Origin of the sequence: Aliiroseovarius crassostreae, from assembly GCF_001307765.1 — a bacterium.
GTDB lineage: Bacteria > Pseudomonadota > Alphaproteobacteria > Rhodobacterales > Rhodobacteraceae > Aliiroseovarius > Aliiroseovarius crassostreae.
On sequence record NZ_LKBA01000007.1, the window covers coordinates 62,159 to 78,055 of the forward strand.

18 protein-coding genes are annotated in these 15,897 nt (G+C 57.2%); 1 reads left to right on the forward strand and 17 read right to left on the reverse strand.

Annotated features, from left to right (window positions below; all coding sequences use genetic code 11):
• Positions 1-10: 10 nt before the first annotated feature.
• From AKJ29_RS18770 to AKJ29_RS10555, 16 genes are all read right to left on the reverse strand, one after another.
• On the reverse strand, positions 11-187 hold the full coding sequence (locus AKJ29_RS18770) for a DUF4177 domain-containing protein (protein WP_161805401.1): 177 nt from the start codon (positions 185-187) through the stop codon (positions 11-13).
• Entirely contained in the window at positions 180-1,175 is a 996-nt protein-coding gene (locus tag AKJ29_RS10485; protein WP_055190670.1) for an ATPase, T2SS/T4P/T4SS family, read from the reverse strand. Before AKJ29_RS10485 ends, AKJ29_RS18770 begins: the two co-directional genes overlap by 8 nt.
• A gap of 2 nt (positions 1,176-1,177) precedes the next feature.
• Positions 1,178-2,491, reverse strand: a complete 1,314-nt coding sequence (locus tag AKJ29_RS10490) for a TraB/TrbI/VirB10 family type IV secretion system protein (RefSeq protein ID WP_055190672.1) — start codon at positions 2,489-2,491, stop codon at positions 1,178-1,180.
• A complete protein-coding gene (locus AKJ29_RS10495; protein WP_055190674.1) occupies positions 2,484-3,179 on the reverse strand; it encodes a TrbG/VirB9 family P-type conjugative transfer protein in 696 nt (231 codons plus the stop codon). Before AKJ29_RS10495 ends, AKJ29_RS10490 begins: the two co-directional genes overlap by 8 nt.
• A gap of 3 nt (positions 3,180-3,182) precedes the next feature.
• Positions 3,183-3,833 carry a VirB8 family type IV secretion system protein gene (locus AKJ29_RS10500; protein WP_055190676.1) on the reverse strand — a complete coding sequence of 217 codons (651 nt, stop codon included), beginning with the start codon at positions 3,831-3,833 and terminating at the stop codon, positions 3,183-3,185.
• Between the two features lie 4 nt (positions 3,834-3,837).
• Entirely contained in the window at positions 3,838-4,617 is a 780-nt protein-coding gene (locus tag AKJ29_RS10505; RefSeq protein WP_055190678.1) for a type IV secretion system protein, read from the reverse strand.
• Complete coding sequence (locus AKJ29_RS10510) at positions 4,614-5,753, reverse strand: lytic transglycosylase domain-containing protein (protein WP_055190751.1); 1,140 nt, start codon at positions 5,751-5,753, stop codon at positions 4,614-4,616. The genes AKJ29_RS10505 and AKJ29_RS10510 overlap by 4 nt, the downstream gene beginning before the upstream one ends.
• Before the next feature lies 1 nt (position 5,754).
• The gene (locus AKJ29_RS19675; RefSeq protein WP_024096575.1) at positions 5,755-5,913 is read right to left on the reverse strand and encodes a hypothetical protein; all 159 of its coding nucleotides are present in this window, start codon (positions 5,911-5,913) and stop codon (positions 5,755-5,757) included.
• Entirely contained in the window at positions 5,906-8,272 is a 2,367-nt protein-coding gene (locus tag AKJ29_RS10515) for a VirB4 family type IV secretion/conjugal transfer ATPase (protein ID WP_055190680.1), read from the reverse strand. Before AKJ29_RS10515 ends, AKJ29_RS19675 begins: the two co-directional genes overlap by 8 nt.
• Positions 8,262-8,540 (reverse strand): VirB3 family type IV secretion system protein, encoded by a 279-nt coding sequence (locus tag AKJ29_RS10520; RefSeq protein WP_024096577.1) that lies wholly within the window; start codon positions 8,538-8,540, stop codon positions 8,262-8,264. Before AKJ29_RS10520 ends, AKJ29_RS10515 begins: the two co-directional genes overlap by 11 nt.
• A 7-nt stretch (positions 8,541-8,547) precedes the next feature.
• A complete protein-coding gene (locus tag AKJ29_RS10525) occupies positions 8,548-8,838 on the reverse strand; it encodes a TrbC/VirB2 family type IV secretion system protein (protein ID WP_025060020.1) in 291 nt (96 codons plus the stop codon).
• Positions 8,838-9,416 (reverse strand): lytic transglycosylase domain-containing protein, encoded by a 579-nt coding sequence (locus AKJ29_RS10530; protein ID WP_055190683.1) that lies wholly within the window; start codon positions 9,414-9,416, stop codon positions 8,838-8,840. Before AKJ29_RS10530 ends, AKJ29_RS10525 begins: the two co-directional genes overlap by 1 nt.
• A 64-nt stretch (positions 9,417-9,480) precedes the next feature.
• Positions 9,481-9,798: a hypothetical protein gene (locus AKJ29_RS10535; protein WP_235477425.1), complete on the reverse strand. Its 318-nt coding sequence runs from the start codon at positions 9,796-9,798 to the stop codon at positions 9,481-9,483.
• Positions 9,799-10,542: 744 nt separating this feature from the next.
• Positions 10,543-11,565: a hypothetical protein gene (locus AKJ29_RS10545; protein ID WP_139231387.1), complete on the reverse strand. Its 1,023-nt coding sequence runs from the start codon at positions 11,563-11,565 to the stop codon at positions 10,543-10,545.
• 402 nt (positions 11,566-11,967) lie between these two features.
• Entirely contained in the window at positions 11,968-12,168 is a 201-nt protein-coding gene (locus AKJ29_RS10550; RefSeq protein ID WP_055190690.1) for a hypothetical protein, read from the reverse strand.
• Positions 12,169-12,170: 2 nt separating this feature from the next.
• Positions 12,171-12,383: a helix-turn-helix domain-containing protein gene (locus tag AKJ29_RS10555; protein WP_055190692.1), complete on the reverse strand. Its 213-nt coding sequence runs from the start codon at positions 12,381-12,383 to the stop codon at positions 12,171-12,173.
• Positions 12,384-12,541: 158 nt separating this feature from the next.
• On the opposite strand from AKJ29_RS10555, the gene AKJ29_RS10560 reads away from it, so the two are divergent.
• On the forward strand, positions 12,542-13,183 hold the full coding sequence (locus tag AKJ29_RS10560) for a hypothetical protein (protein ID WP_055190693.1): 642 nt from the start codon (positions 12,542-12,544) through the stop codon (positions 13,181-13,183).
• On the opposite strand, the gene AKJ29_RS10565 is transcribed toward AKJ29_RS10560, so the two are convergent.
• The gene (locus tag AKJ29_RS10565; protein WP_055190695.1) at positions 13,180-15,888 is read right to left on the reverse strand and encodes a UvrD-helicase domain-containing protein; all 2,709 of its coding nucleotides are present in this window, start codon (positions 15,886-15,888) and stop codon (positions 13,180-13,182) included. The genes AKJ29_RS10560 and AKJ29_RS10565 overlap by 4 nt on opposite strands.
• Positions 15,889-15,897: the final 9 nt, after the last annotated feature.

The following is a 15,897-nucleotide window of genomic DNA, read 5'->3' on the forward strand; positions in this document are numbered from 1 at the left end:
CAGGTTGGCTTTAGGCGCTCGCGCCCGTGCGCCGCTTCAGGAAGGCCTTCAGTATGTGTTCGCCGTCAAAATCCGGCACCACTGAAACCAGTTCCCAGCCTTCTTGGCCGAGTGCGGTCAGCTGCGCTTCGATCTTTGGCGGCTTTGTCTTGGCGGTGTTAATCTGTTCAATCTTGTATTCAAACATGGGCTGTTTCCTTCGCTTGGGCCGGATCAATCGGCAGGTAGAATTCGGTAATGCCGCGCGCGCCCTCATGACGACCGGCCTGAATAATCACATCGATCGAGCGGGTGATGTAATCGTTCATGTCCTGATAGGTCATGGGCACGTCGGTTTTCAGGGCGGCGATGGCGAGACGCTGAACCGCCAGCTGAGGGGTTTCAGCATGGAGCGTAGTGAGTGAGCCACCATGGCCGGTGTTTATAGCCTCAAGGAAGGTCATGGCCTCCTTGCCGCGTACTTCGCCCAGGACGATGCGGTCCGGCCGCATGCGCAGGGTGGAGGTCAGAAGGACATCAGCGCTGCGCGTGACCTCATCGCGGTCAGACATCAGCGTGACGACATTGGGCTGCGTTGGACGCAGCTCCGCAGCCTCTTCGATCGTGATGATACGCTCGTCGGCGGGCACGAAGGAAAGGATCTTGCGCGCCGTGACGGTCTTGCCGGTCGAGGTGCCGCCGGACACGATCATGTTGAGTTTGTGCGTTACGCAGAACTTGATCGCGGCGTCGATGTCACCGGTGGCAACGACATCGCGCAGCTCGGCATTGCGCTTGCGTCGTGCGCCCTCGTTGCTGCGCTCTTTGCCGAAAAGATAGGATAGCTTGATCTGATCCAGTGGCAGGTCCGCAAAGAACCGCAGTGAAATCGCGTAACCGCCATCAACGGCGGGGGGCTGGATGACTTGCGCGCGGATGGGGCGGTCTCGGTAGGCGATACTGACCGACACAATCGGCTTGATCCGGCTGAGGGTGGTGTTCGCGGCCGAAGCAATCTGATTGCCGAGGTCTTTGATCTCATTGGGTGAGAGCCGTCGATTGACGGACCGCATGAAGTGATCCCCCTGAAACTCGGCCCACAGCGTGCCGTCGGGGTTGATGCAAAGCTCGATCAGCTTGGGGTCACGCGCCTCGGGGATCTTGTCCATCGAGCTTTGCAGATAGCTGGCCGCCATGATCAGAAAATCTCCAGATCGCGATCGACCATCACGGTAACGCGGGCACCTTGATCGACATAGATCACGGGCGAGACGGAGAGGTATTCTCCAATCACGCTTTGCGCGCTGTTTTGCAGGTCTTCACCAATGCCCTCGAGCACATCAGAGGTGATTTCATCTTCGGTGTTCTGGGCGGCCACGGCGGGCAAGGCTCCGATCAGGGATATCAGGGCGGCAGAACCGAACCGTGTGCCAAAGCGGCTGTCGACGAAACCAGTTGTGCCGGAGCGCCCAAGTTCATCACCACCGAAGGCGCTGATTTCTACGGTCTGGTTGCTGGGCAGAATGATCCTGTCCCAGGCGATCGTCACGCGTTGTTGTGCGATATCGTGGCCAGATTGATAGCGCCCGATCAGACGCGCGCCGCGCGGGATCAGGATCCGCGAGCCGTCATAGGCGTGGACATCTTCAGACACCATCGCGCGGACCTGACCGGCGAGCGAGCTGTCGATCGCTGTCTCGAGCACGGCTTGGATCATCGTACCCTGAACAACCGTGTTTGACGGGTTCACGATCAGCTGGGCCTGCGTCACCTCAGCGGGTTCAGCGCCGTTGCGAACAAAGTCTGTATCGCCATCAAGTCGACGCTGCTCGGCGGCGGTATCATTGTTGCCGCTTCCAGTGCCGCCAAAAGCGATAATTGGGCTGGCAATACGCGCTTGCAGTTCCTCAAGCTCGGCTTGCCGCCGCCGCTTGAGCTCTTGCATACGCAGCTCCTCGGCCGTGGGGCCGGTTGGTGCGGGCGTGCGCGGGGTTTCCAGGCGCGCAAGCTCCAGATCGTTCTGCAGTCGCTGTATCTGACGTGCGCGTTCTTCCAACTCTTCGCGCAAGGCGGCTTGCGTAGCAGCGGCCTCACTGCGCAGGGCATCGATCTCTGCGCCCAATGTGTCCAGCGCTTCAGTGTCGACAACTGGGGCTTCGGGCGCTGGTGCGTTGCGCAAGGCTTCAAGCTCGGACCTCATGGCATCCATTTGCGCACGGAGCTCTTCTGTTTCGCTGTCTGCTGGCGGCTCCGGCGGCGGGGTTGTGTCAATCGGTGCAGGCGTGGGCTCGAGCGCACCAAAGCCCGGTCCTGCCGCTTGGAACTCATCTGGGGAGGCGGTTTCCAAGCTGTCGGGTTCAGAGCCGCCAGAGAACAACAGCAATAGGCCGCCAAGAGCCGCGATTGCCCCAATGCCTAGGGCGACGGCGACAATTGACGGTCGTGCCTTTGAGTTTTGTGCTTTACCTTCAAGCGCTTCGAGGCGTTTCTTAAGCTCAGCTGTTTCACTCATCGCGATCTTCCTCGCTCATCTCTTGGACACAAATCTCGTCCTCGCCGAGCCTGAGTACCCAACGGTCACTGACACCTGAAACGCGGATAACGCCGTCTGGCCGCGCGAGCGCATTCACGCTGCGCTCGTTGCCACCGTTCCAGCGAAAGATCGCTGGCAGCGGCGCGTTCGCGGCAAAGCGGAAATAGGTGAAGGTGCCGTCGTCCCAGATTTCTCGCGGGGTGATTTCGGACCGTGCGCTGACGCCGTAGGCGTGGTTTGCTGGTTGGTTTGTTGCCACACGGGATTGCCTAGGGGCAGCCTCGGGATAGGTGAAACGAATAACGTAAAAGGTCGGCGAGTTCGCCTCGGTCACGTTGAAATAGTAGCTGCGCCGGTTGGTGTAGACGGTGATGTTGGTGTGTGCTCCGCGTGTGACGGGCTTGATCGCAAAGGCCTGGCCACCGGGAACGCCGTCCAGAAGGAAGCCTTCGGTATCGCCCGCAATGATCGAGCGGATGGTCTCGCCCTGGCCAAACTCAATGCTGGTCACATGGGTCAGGCTGGTGCGGATGCGGTAGACCTGCCCATCCTGATAGGTGGCCAGCCTGACGCGGGCATCATAGGGGCCTTGGCGCGGCTGGTTTTCTGCATAGGTGGTGCCAGCAAGCGGTATTAGGAAGGCGAGGATCAGGAACAGGCGGCGCATGGGTTACTCCAAACGATCCGAGCGGATCGCATATTCGGTGACGGTGAAGCCGAAAGGGTTCTGCCAGACATCATCGATCGACCGGCTATTCTCGGGCTGAAATTCGAACATCAGCGTTGCGGTGAAGAGCCCGTTTTGACTGCCGCGCGGCGAGTTCAACCGCTTGCGCAGGCGCACCTGGGCGCGATTGACGCTGATATGGGTGATCGACAGAACCTCGACTTCAAGCCGCGCATCTGTACCGTAGCTGTCCGGCGGATAGGCCTCATGGCCGCTGGTCCAAAGCGCGCGCAGCCCTGCAGCGGCCGCGCCGTCCGACTGATCCAGGACCCGCCGCACGCGCACATCATTGTCGAGCTGATTATATGTCTCTCGATCAATGACATAGCGGTAGACCTGTGCCTCGATGATAGCGGGGCGTTCCGTGAGTGAGACCGCTTCAACCCCGGCATTGGGGAGGGCCATGCCGGTTTCGCTATCAAAGGGCACGATCATGGGCGGCGGGTCCACGTCGAACAGGGCAACGAGGGCGGCGGCGAGGCAACCTGCCATGCCAAACGCCACGCCTGTCAGCCCCAGTTTCTGCCACATGAGCTCGCGTCGTCGTGCGCCGTAAACGAGCTCTTCTTCGATGGTTTCTGCCTCACTGTTCATAGGATCAGTCCGCGCGCAGGTCTGGCAGGGTAAAGTCCATGTAGCGGCGCTCTTCGGCCAGCGTGGCGGCATCCACCACGCCGGACTGGCCCGCGCCGACGGTCTGAATTGCTTCAAGCTCCCACATGCGCGTCATGGCAATCGCCAGTTCGGCTGTGACGCGGGTATTGTGATCGACGGCTTCTTTGAGCGTTTCCATGTCGGGGATCAGCGAGACCAACTGCTCGACCCGTTCAAGGGATTGCGCGGCCTCTTCATAGCTGTTCTCGGCGGCAGCCGACATCACCGCTCCGGTGCCCGCTTGGCTAGCGATGCGTTGCGCGCCCGGATTGCCGCTGCTGGCCATGTCGGACAGGCTGTCTTGGTCAAAGCCTGCATCCTCGAGGGCCTGCGTCATGCGACCCTCCATTTGAGGCGCTGCGTTGCCAATCAGGCCGCTGAAATCACCGCTTTGGATTTGCCGGATGGTGCCTAGGAGATCGCCGAATTCCTGATCGAGAAGCCCGTCGAGATCACCACCCATGGCCATTTCGATGATATCCGTCGCACCAGTCAGAGCCGCGTAGGTCTCATTGAGCGTGTCGAGTTGCTGCTGCACCAGGTCGAGCTGTTCGAGAAGCGTGTCGAGCTGGTCGGTTTGGATCCCGAAATCTTCAAGCATCTGCTGCAGCTGACGAATTTCCTGCGCGATATTGCGGGTGTCGACCGTTGGCACGCCTTGGGCAGACAAGGGTGAGGCAACCAGCAACGCGCAAGTGGCTACGGTGGAAAGAAAACGGATCATCGGAGTGCCTCCAGATCGAATTGCATGAAGTCTTGTTCGCGGGCCTGCGCGGCTGCCATGGCCAGCTCTGCCGCACTAAGAGGGCGGGTATGGGCGGCCTTGAGCCGCGTGCGGATGGCGATCAGGCGAGCGAGTTCAGCCCGCGCATAGGTGTTGAGCAACATGGCCGCGTGAATGTCGTCGGCTTCGCCAATGCGCCTGATGATGTCCTGCACGCGCTGCGCGGCCGCTTGCACCGACACCAAGGAGTAATCGCCGTAGACCCCTGCGCCGAAAGAGGTCAGGCTCATCGTGGAGTTGGCGAGCAGAACCGGATCAATCGTGCCGAGCGCATCAACACCGCCGACGCGTGCAAGGTAGAGATTGTAGCGTTCGGGGATGACCTGAACGTAATGCTGGGTCTCAGCAAAGGGCGGCACGCCGCCGTAGCGCTGCACATTTCCGGGACCGGCATTATAGGCCGCCAGCCCGTGAATGATGTTGCCATCAAACATGGCCAGCATCTGAGCCAGATAGCGCGCGCCGCCGGTGACCTGGATGTAGGGGTTTTCATAATAGGCCGGGTAAATCCCGAGATCCTGCGCCGTGCCTGGCATGATCTGGGTCAGGCCGAATGCACCAACAGGCGAGCGCGCGCCGATGGTGAAACGGCTTTCTTGCCAGATCAGCGCCTGCAACAGACAGCGCCACTGCTTGGGCGACAGGCCTGCAGCGCGCACACCGGACATATGGTGCGTTTCTTGGGCGGCACGAATGATCAGCTGTTCAATCGAACCGGAGGCATCGCCGAACATCTGGGCTGCGCCGGGGTTCGGATCGACCGAACTATAGAGCGTGCCTGCGGCGCTTTCAGGTGTTGAACCAGCTTCTAGGCTTGCGACCAGTGTGCTGGAATTCCCGCTGGCCAACGTCGTGGCATCGAGGATGTCTTCCAGTGCCTGGAGTTGTTCCTGCTCGAGCTCTTCAAGCTCTTCCTCTTTGGTCAAACGATCCCGCTGCAGTGCCAGATCTTGTTCGCCCTGCTGCAACACGCGCTCGCGCTGCAAGAACATGCCTGCATCGAAGGTTGGCACGCCTTGGGCATAGGCCACTGGCGCGGCGAACCACACCAAGCCCGCAAGGATATGCGGACGGATCTTACTCACCCAGGCCACCAATCGGTCCGAGCAGTTCAAAATTGCAGTTGCTGCGGCTGACCTCTGCAAAGGAGTTGAAGCATTCAGCTTCGGACGGCCGGTATTCCGCGCAGGCTGTCAGGGTCAAAAGGGTGAGGGTCAGTACGCAAAGCCTACGCATCAATCTGTCTCCAAAAATCGGGGTTTTGGCGATAATCTGGGCCAACCAGAGCTTCGCCTTTTTCCATGCCACCAAGGATCGTGAGGTAGGATCCAAGGGCGCTGAGATCAGCGTCGATCACCACCGAACCTTGATCATCGCGCACCAACGCCAGACGGGAGTTGCTGCCGGTGCCGAGCAAAACGCTGAGCTCTTTTTCAGTGAGGCCCAGCATAGTGTAATCGCTGGCCGAAGCGCGGATGTTAGGAAGCAAGAGTTGTGTCGGCACAGCCTCGACAATCGTTTTGCCAGTGCGAGTTTTCTCGAGCTGGCTTGCGTATTGGGTCATCATCACGACAACTGCGTTCTGTTTGCGCGCGGTCACAAGCCAGTTGCTCAGCCGATCCGCGAAATACGGGTTGTCGAGCGCCTTCCAGGCCTCATCGATGATGATCAGCGTCGGTTTGCGATCCTCGATCACGCGCTCCACCCGCCGAAACAGGTAGGACAGGACGGCCATGCGTTCCTTTTCGCTTTCGCTGTCGAGAATACCGGTAAGGTCGAAGCCCACGACATGACCATCGAGCGAGAAGGTATCCTCAGAGCTTTGCCCGAAGATCCAGCCATAGCGGCCATCGGCGGTCCATTCCTGGATCCGTTCGAACAGATCCCCTTCATCCGCCCCGGCCACAAAGAGGGAGGCCAAATCCTGCCAGTTGCGCAGGACGGCATCGCTCGCCCCGGCGTTCTGGCGCACCACTTCCTGAATTCGGTTGATCTGAACCGGGCTCAGGGGCTTGTCGGCACGATGCAGCAGCGTGGCCAGCCAATCGGATAGCCAGGCTTGGCCGCGCCCATCGATTTCGGTGCGGAGCGGGTTGAGGCCGGTTGCTTCACCCGCCTTGATGGCGCTGTAGCGCCCGCCATTGGCCCGCACGGCCATTTCCATGCCCGCGCGATAGTCGAAAACGAAGACGCGCGTTTCGCAGCGACGGGCTTGGGTCATGAGGAAGGCCGACAACACAGATTTGCCAGAGCCAGGGCGGCCGAGGATCAAGGTGTGCCCGCCTGTCGGCTCTTTGTCCGGCTGCCCCGTCTCATGGTAGTTGAAGAGGAAGCCCGAACGCTCCGGCGTCGGGAAGAGAGTGATCGGCTTGCCCCAAGGCACTTTGTGTCCGGGTTTGCCCAGTTGACCGCGATGAAGCGCGGCGAGGTCGGCAAAGTTCGTATTGGTGATAGCGGCCTTGCGGCTGCGCATCTGTCCATTGCCCGGATGCTGCGCGAAATAGTGGGTCCGCTCCGCAAAGCTCTCATTCACCAGATTGACCCCTTCACTGGCCGCGATGTTGCGAACCTCGGCGGCGATTGCTTCCAGCTTTTCCTCGGTTTCGGCGAAAACCGTCACCGTCATGTGATGATCGCCAAAGCTGAGCCGTTTGGATTCCAGATCGTCCAGCGCGTCTACCAGTTCTTCGGCGAGTGAAATCGCGCCGTCATCGCTGGCCTTCATCAGGCGCTGTTGGCGTTTGATCCGGCTGGCCATGATGTTGCTGTTGATCGGCGTGAAGGAGTGTGTGACCACCATGTCGACGGGCAGGTTCAGCTCATCGAACATGGTGCAGTTGGTTTTGGCTGGATAGGTCTTGATCGCAAAGCTGGTGCCGAACCGTTTGCCCGCCGTCCCATCGTGGAGCACAAAGCCTCGCCCCTGAAACGTGACGCGCGTGTTAGCCACATCCTCGGCAATCACGCCAAAGCGGGATTTTGCGAAAAGCGGCCGTTCCTGACCAATGTTGAGCGCCCCGAGGAACCCGAGTAGCTCGCCACTTTCAGCTCCAAGCAAGCGCGGGTTCATCTCGGCAAAGGACGACTGCAGAAACCCGACTACTTCCTCAAGCTTGCGTAGCTGCTTGACCGTCTGGTCTTTCAGCTGCGCGATGGAGTCTGAACGTTTCAGACGCAGCCGCGCGCCGAGGGGAGGGCGTTTCAGCACCGTGAGCGTGAGCGTCTTGTCCCGCAGGCCCGCCTGCGCCATGGCCGCTTGCCAGCGGTTGTCTAGCGCTTGGGCAAACCCCGCTTCAGGTACCGGCGGTAGCGCGGTCTCAATCGCTTTTGAGACCTTGTGGACGTAGAAACTGTATTCTGGCCCGATCTGCGCAATGATCGCCGCGAAGAGCGCGCGGATCTTCTCCAAATGTAGGTCATCGCTGGTCATACTGTTGACGCCATCAAGACGGATGCACTGGAACAGCGCATTGCCGCGCGTGCGGATTGTCACGTCATTCACGAGGCTGACATAGGGCAGCATGCTAGCCATCGGGCGCTCTTTGCGCGCCCAGTCTGGCAGCACGGCAAGATCATCCGAAGGATCACGGAGCATAGCTGTCCCCCGAATGGATCTTGCGGTTCGGGGTGGGCGGCGTTTCTTGCAGGGCAGTGACCATCACCTCAAGAAAGGCCGGATCCCAATCGGCCGCTTTCCACAGCGCGGGGTAGGCCAGAGCGGCGATGATGATCACCGGCCAGCTCTGCACCCAGAGAAACAGCAACACAAACCCGAAAAGCCAGACCATGGCGTACATGATCGGCAAGCCGATGAGCTTTGGCGGCCGGATCAGACCGAGGAAGAGGCGGGTTTGCGTTGCCATGTCGATTTTACGCGCCCCAGATGGCGGTCACGATGGTCGGTGCAGCTGCGATGCCTGCAATCGCAACAAGCACCCAAAGAGCTTGGCGGAAATCTAGAATGCCGAAGAGCCAGGAGAGAAACACACCGATCAAGGCCAAGGTGCCGATGACAATGCCCAGGGGGCCTGTGATCGTGTCGACGATGCCTTGCAGCAGGTTCTGCACCGGGGAGAGGTCGATGCTCTGCGCAAAGGCGGGATTAGCAATCATCAAACTGGCCAGGGCCAGCGACAGGATCGTGCGGAATTGAATGTGCATCAGGAGGCTCCAGTCATTCGGTCACGTACGGCCATGACGCGGCGCACGTGATTTTGGGTTTCTCGATAGGGAGGAATGCCGCCATAGCGTGCGACGGCGTCAGGCCCCGCGTTGTAGGCAGCGAGCGCGAGTTCGGGTGTTCCAAACTGCGCCAACATCATCAGAAGGTACCGGGCGGATCCATCGAGATTGGCCTGCCAGTCATTCGGATCAACGCCGAGCTGTGCGGCCGTTGCAGGCATCAATTGACCGAGGCCGATCGCACCTGCAGAGCTGCGCGCATTCGGGCGATAGGCGCTTTCGATCTCGATATTGGCTTGAAAGAGCGCCTGCCACTCCGTCACCGAGAGACCGGCGCGGCGCAATGCAGGGTGCCCGCCATATCGATGCGCCGTGCTTTCAATTGCTGACAGGATTTCGGGACGAGGAACTGCGCGGGCGGGTGTAGGTGAAGACGCTTCAGGTTCAGGCGCTGCAAAAACGATCAGCTCTGGTGGGTTTGCACCAATCCCGTCGACATAGCTTTGTGCAAAACCTGATTGGGGGGATTTGGTTTCCAGCTGCCCATCGGCTCGCATGGAGAGAACGAAGCCTTCAGAATAGGCGGGTGCAGCAAGGAATGCTGCGAGGACGGCAAGTGGCTTAGCCCGCGTCGTCCAATTTGTGCGAGGCAACCTGGCCTTCGAGCATGGGGATCGAAACGATCGAGACGCCCAGCCCTGCAAGGAAGCTGGATAAGCCGTTGATTGTCTTGAACTCTCGGGCGGCCATGTTGTTGCGTGCAGTGACGAGCAGGCGACGCGTCTCGCCATCAGGCGAGACGCAATGCACGGTCCAAACTCCGGACCACTGAGCACCTGTACGTTTGGGCGTAACCCGGCACACAACGTCTGCCGAATGACCCTCGGCAAGCAGCGTGCGCAGCCCGTCTTCACTGACAACATTAGGGGCGTCTTGCATCAAATTCATAGGATCGAGCCTTGCAGAATTATGCATTGACCCGGCAGTCCCTCATGGACTACCGAACCGATACAATATTATAATCTTGCAATCAATAGGTGCAATTTGAGTTATTGCGCCATTCATGCGTTGAAACAAATTTACTGCAACGGAGTGGCTGAGCCAAGATAATATGGCGCTTTTGAAACAAACATGGGCGGTTATGGCCGTTTTGAGTTGGGGGTCTGCCGCGATCGCAGGAAGTTGCCTACTGCCTGCGCCGCCCTGGATGCCGACCGATCCCGATGATGTCAGGGCCTATGCGGACCTTTTGAGACGCGATGCCGAGACGTATTTTGACGATGTTGAGCGGTACTTCCGTTGCCTAGATCAGGAGCGAAGGGAGGTTTTTGAGCAGGCCCGCGAGGTTGGTGAAGACTATGCGCGCGTTCTGGAGTTCCTAGATTACATGAGGAATTGATACCCGTCTTCACATAAAGAAAACGGCCTTTCGAAAAGGCTGCACCGGAGGTGGGATAGTGGACAAATCTGCTATTCTTTCTGGGTGGAACAAGTCCCCGACCGATCGACAATTGTGAGGCCTCAAAGTGGCAGTAAGCCAGTGTGGCTTTTGGTTCGGCGCGGTCATCCGCTAAATGAGTACGGAGTAAAGCCGCTAGGACTGACAATCGTCTCGCCAAGCTGCCCCAAATTCAAATGGGTGGGCGACCGCTGGCAGCGCTCAATCGTAGCACCGGGCAAACATCAGCCGTCGTCATCTTTTCTGGAAACCCGCCCAAGTCTTGAGAGCATACGTGCCCAATCATCGACATCAGTGGAGAGCCGAGCTGCGGGTTCGGAACGTGGTTTGTGGGTTTTTTTGGCTGATTGCGAAACCGAATTGCCAAACTGTGTTCTAGATAAACGTGGGCGCTTCTTTACGCGTGCATGTGGTTGCGGCTTCTGAGCCTTTTGAGGTTTGTGACGTGCGGTTCGTTTCTTTTGCTTAGCTGGTTTTTCTTGCGAGACGCCGGATAGGGCAATCAGAAAATAGGCAAGGCGAGGAGTCCAAGGCGAACCATCAGCAGTCACACGGCCTGTTTCATTCAAATAGTGAGAAACAAGTTTGGCCCCCACGATCTCCTTCTTGACGAAATCTTCGAGTACAGAACGTAGAGTTCCTGACACTTTGGCAGATCCGCCGCTTCCTGACCCAAAGTGCCTCCTCTCGGATGGCAAAAGCTCTGAAACATCACCGGGAATTATGCTAGGGTCGATATCCTTTTCCAGCGCTTCGAAGTCGACCAGCCGGTCCCCGTTGACAACGGTAGTATCTTCAAGTGACTGCGGGTGGAGAAATGAGAACGTCTCTCTACGACGACTGACGAGGTCACCTTCAACCAAAAGCGGCTGGTCACAGTAGATGAAAAATCGAAATTTCTGATGATTTTGGCTTGAAAGGTCTTCAACGTGAACTTCCATCCCGAAGTCGGCAAAGTGGACTTCAACCACCACCGCAAGCTTCCAGGAATCTCGTCTCGCTTTCCGGCCTACAGGTAGTATTCTCTGTTCGATCTTTTGTTCCGCACCGAGAATTTCTTTGATTTCGGCAACTGGTCGACTGGAGGGGCGAGTACGCACAGAGACAGAGGCAGTGCGCTCGTTGTCCGTGCAAGGGTGCTTCGCCCAAGGTTTTCCGAGTTCATCAAAGAATACACGGCTGCCGTGTTCATTGGCATAAAAATAGACGGGCTGACCGCAGACGGGGCAGAATGCATTGGGATTCACGAAGCAGCGAGAGTAGCTTGTTGCGCCGTAGCCTTTCAGTGTTTGCGTCGCTTGACGCTTTTCATAATCGGAATAGACCGGCTGAAGGGACTTTGTCGCTGGCGCAGCGGAGACGCCTCCACCGTTTCGGTTGCCTCCACCGACGCACCATCCGCATGTGCACCATGGGTAATGATTGTGTCCTGTCAATTTAACACCAATATGGTTTTGGGAATTTCCGTAGACTGAACCAATATTGCTCCGTTAGGTAGCCCTTTTCCCATTTACTAAGAGCCTCAAGCCGCAGAACAAGGCGACGTTACTTTCCAACGAGCGAAATGTTTGATTTGGGCGGCGATACCGACGCGTGCGCGTGAAGCATGGATCCGTTCTGGCGAGCGCATTTTGAGCGGTTTTCAACCACTAGCCGCGTTTTGCGCCAAGGTTCGGTTCAGTAACCTGATTTCGGAAGCTTGGCGGTTTGCTTGATCCGTCTACATAAAGCGCGGCCTGCGTCTCGCCGTTATCCCACTGATACAGCAGACCGATTTCTTCGCCTGTTTGGATGCATGAAATACGACCGATGGCTTCGGCCGTTGAGCGAAAACTCTCAAGTTTGGGCAAAACTAGCCCCTCTCGTTAAACAATTCCTTGGGATCGACCTCGAGAGCATCCGCGATCCGCTCCAGAACATCGATTGATGCTGAATTTTTGGCGAGTTCAATCTCGCTGATATAGCTGCGATCTACATCCGCAGCCAAAGCTAGCTGTTCTTGGCTCAATCCTCTGGAACTTCTTAGATTCCGGACATTTAACCCTACTCGTTCCCGTAATTTCATGGCCTGTATTCGGCCAGATCACAAGAACCGCTCTACGGAATATATTCCACAAAACGCGCGCGAACATCACAAACACTATGCTCGCATATGGTGTGAGAGTCGGGGTTGGATGTAGTGTATCAATAATGCGGTAATGTAGTCATAAGGTAATTAATGATATGTGGTGCAGACTTATCAGAAATTGGACCGCCGGAGCTGGCTTGGCTTTGCTTTCTACCGTGGCCCCGCAGGCGGCTAAGGCCTATCAGGTTGACTGCGCTATTTTGCTTTGCCTGGCAGGTGGGTGGCCTGCTTCAGCAGAATGTGCCCATGCCCGTGCCGTGTTTATCCGCCGGATCACGCCCTGGCCGATTGAGCCGCCTTTGCAAATCTGGCGCTGCCCTATGGGCGTTTCTGAGCGCACGCCTTTGCAAAGCGTGGCCCCAAAGATCTGGGAGGCCAGCAACCACAATGGCCAGACACTCGCCCAAGTTATTCAGGCTCAGGTGGCTGAAGGCGGTGCCGATATCGATATCAGCGGTCTGGAGTTTGATTTTGTCCGCTCGATCCGCGTCTGGGATGTGCGGTACTACAGCCATCGCGATCGCGGTCGCGACGATGATTGCTCTGAGAGCTACAACATGCGCCTCGGGACCTACGGTACGCAGGGCGAATTCGGCTGGCAACGCACGACACCAGCCGCCGCCCCACAATGGGTTCTGCCGTCGCGGCGATGTTCATCATCAAATTGGCGGCGCGGGGTCGGTGTCGAATGGGAAGATCACGAGGGCAACCACGGATATGAATGGGTGGCCTACTAAGGCCTAGTGCCCCTTTTTCCGTTCCCGTTTTGCCGTTTGGTGACTTGTGCTGTTGTTCGACAACGAGGGAAGGAGGAGCACCCAAGGAAAGGTTCGTCATTTTGCCCCAGTCGGAGAACCATGGTGCCTTGACTGCATGTTGGACATTTCGCCCCTTCAGCTATGGGGTCTTTTAGTCGAATGGATTTCGCCGCAGAAGCGCCGCCTCTACCAACCGAAAGTAGTCGCTTGGTATAATCACATTCTGGATGCGCGCTGCACGTTTCAAACGGTCCAAATCGTCCGTTCTTTTGGCTGAGTGTGCCAGCCCCGCATTTTGGGCAGACCTTCAACGTAGCCTTTTCGCTTTTGATCTCGGTGTGCCCGTCTTTGGCGAGCTCGACGACAAACCGCGAAGGCTTGTCCTGCAATGTATAGATACGCGTTTGTCGGCGGGCGCGTGTCAGGGCAACATAGAAAAGGCGGCGCTCCTCAGCCAGTGGGAAGTCATCGGGCTCTGGCATCGCGAGCTGCAATGCAGGGTCGTCAACGATTTGGCTTGGAAAACCCATCAAGCCTTCGGTGACGTTGAGAAGCATCACATAGTCAGCCTCGAGGCCTTTTGCGGCATGGGCAGTAGAATAACTGAGCTCAAGTTGATCGCCATAGGCGCGCTTCCAACTGTTGAAGCTGGCGGGCTTATCCTTGTGATAACGGCCCAAGAGCATGATGGTGATTTTGTTGCCGTCGGGCACGTCAAGCTGGCCATTTTTGGCGGCACCATGCAGCTGCCTAAGATCTTTCTCGATGCGCTCAAGAGCGCCACTCATCGTCTCGGCTGCAAATGTATGAAGCCCGGCTCTTTCATAAGTGTTGGTGGTTTCAACAGACTTTTTTATTTGGATCGGATTCTTCTGGATGAAGTCGCTGGATGCTTCGCACAAAACCTGAGGGCATCGGAACGTTTTGCTTAGTGTGAGCTGTGTGGCGTTCGGGAATGTTCGGGCGAAACCGGTCATAACGGAAATATCGGCACCAGCGAAACGATTGATACCTTGCCAGTCGTCGCCAACAACGCACAAGCTTGCGGAAGTCCCTGCGCTTTCTATGAGGGCTTTGAGTAAACGCAACTTAGCCTGAGAAACATCCTGAAACTCGTCCGCAAGAACCATGTTGAAGGGGCTTTGATATGTCCCTTCTTTCAGGTGCTTGATTGCATCGAGCAACATGTCATCGAAATCGATGCAGTTTTCGGCAGCAAGACGCTGCTGCCATTCCTCGGCGACTCTTTCGTAGAGTTTAACGAAGCGCGTTAGCCGGTCGCGGTGGCCACGCTCATGATCAGCAATCTTCCGGTGCAAGTTCTTCGGGCTCAGTCCATTGCTTTTGACATGCTGCTGGAAAGCACGGATCGTCGAGGCTAGTTGCTTGGTTGGAATTGGCTCTTGGCCGGTGGATTTGCGGTTTTCGTCGAACTCCAGAACTTCGCCGTGTTTCTCCAGTTCGGATTTCAGCCGATCTAGGTCGTTACCGTTTCGCAAGCCATGCGAGGTGGTTTCGAATAGCTGGGTTCCTTTTTCGTCGTGTAGCTCCCTTTTCCAGAGGACACCCGAAACATAATCGCCGGAAAAATGGGCCGGTGCCTTGCCATCCGCGTCTAGCGCAAAATGCTCGTGATAGAGGTTCAAATGGGGGTAATAGAAGTCAGGATGGTATTGGGAGTGCTCTGCTGTTGCAGTGTCGTGTTCGTATACTCGTTCGTACTCATATGGCACGCCGTGGTAGAAGAGAAAATCGCAGATCATGCGCTCTTCTTGGCTCTTAACCAGTTTCCCGTCTGCGGTTGGAATGCTGCCTTTACCTGTTACGTCGGTTTGCGGTTGTTTGAGGTTGTCCCACTCATCGATGCCGCGACCGTAGACCGTTCTGAACAGGTCCCAGTCAAGCCGGAAGCGGGGATCGCGTTGGCGAAGGTCTTCTACAATGTCTGAGATGGCCTGAACGTCATTGCCAGGTTCAACCCAGTCAGCCAACCTCGGCTTTCGCCCGGTGCTCTTTCCGATTATCTCCAGGCCGAAAGCATTGAATGTCTTTACATTAATGCGTTGAGCATTGGGAAAACCACCAAGCCGTTCTTTGATGCGAGCTTCCAGTTCGTCCTTTACGGATCGGTTGAACGCAAGAATCAAAATCTCCTCAGGTGGGGCCAAGCCTTCCTTTAGCGCATACCCGACACGTGCAACGATAGTTGATGTTTTCCCAGATCCTGCAGCGGCAACGATTTGGAGCGCGTTGTCCATGCAGATGCAGCAATCCATTTGCTCATCGGTGAGAGGATTCCGCTCGACTGAAGAAAAAAATTCGCTCAATCGCTCTTTCTGTTTTTTGCCAAAAGCGGCGTTGGCCGCATCGAACTCCCTTGCAAGAGCCTTCTGAAAATGTGGATGCTGCGAAGTGGGTTCAGCTTCTTCGCTCCCGTTCTTAAATGGTGGAAAGCGTCGGATAATGCTCTCGGCCGCACCTTTAGGTACCCACCTATCTGGGTCAACTTCGCCTTCCCACTTTGCTCGCCAAGCGGAGTATTTAGAGTCTTTGGCTATTGTAAGCGCTGGCTCCACTAGCTTTAAGCTAGTGCGTGCCAATTTGGGGCTGCGGTCCTTCGATTGCCCTTTGCCGCCAAATAGCAAGCCGCCGAGTACGGCCGTTCCAATAATCCACTCAATCAATTCGAGCTC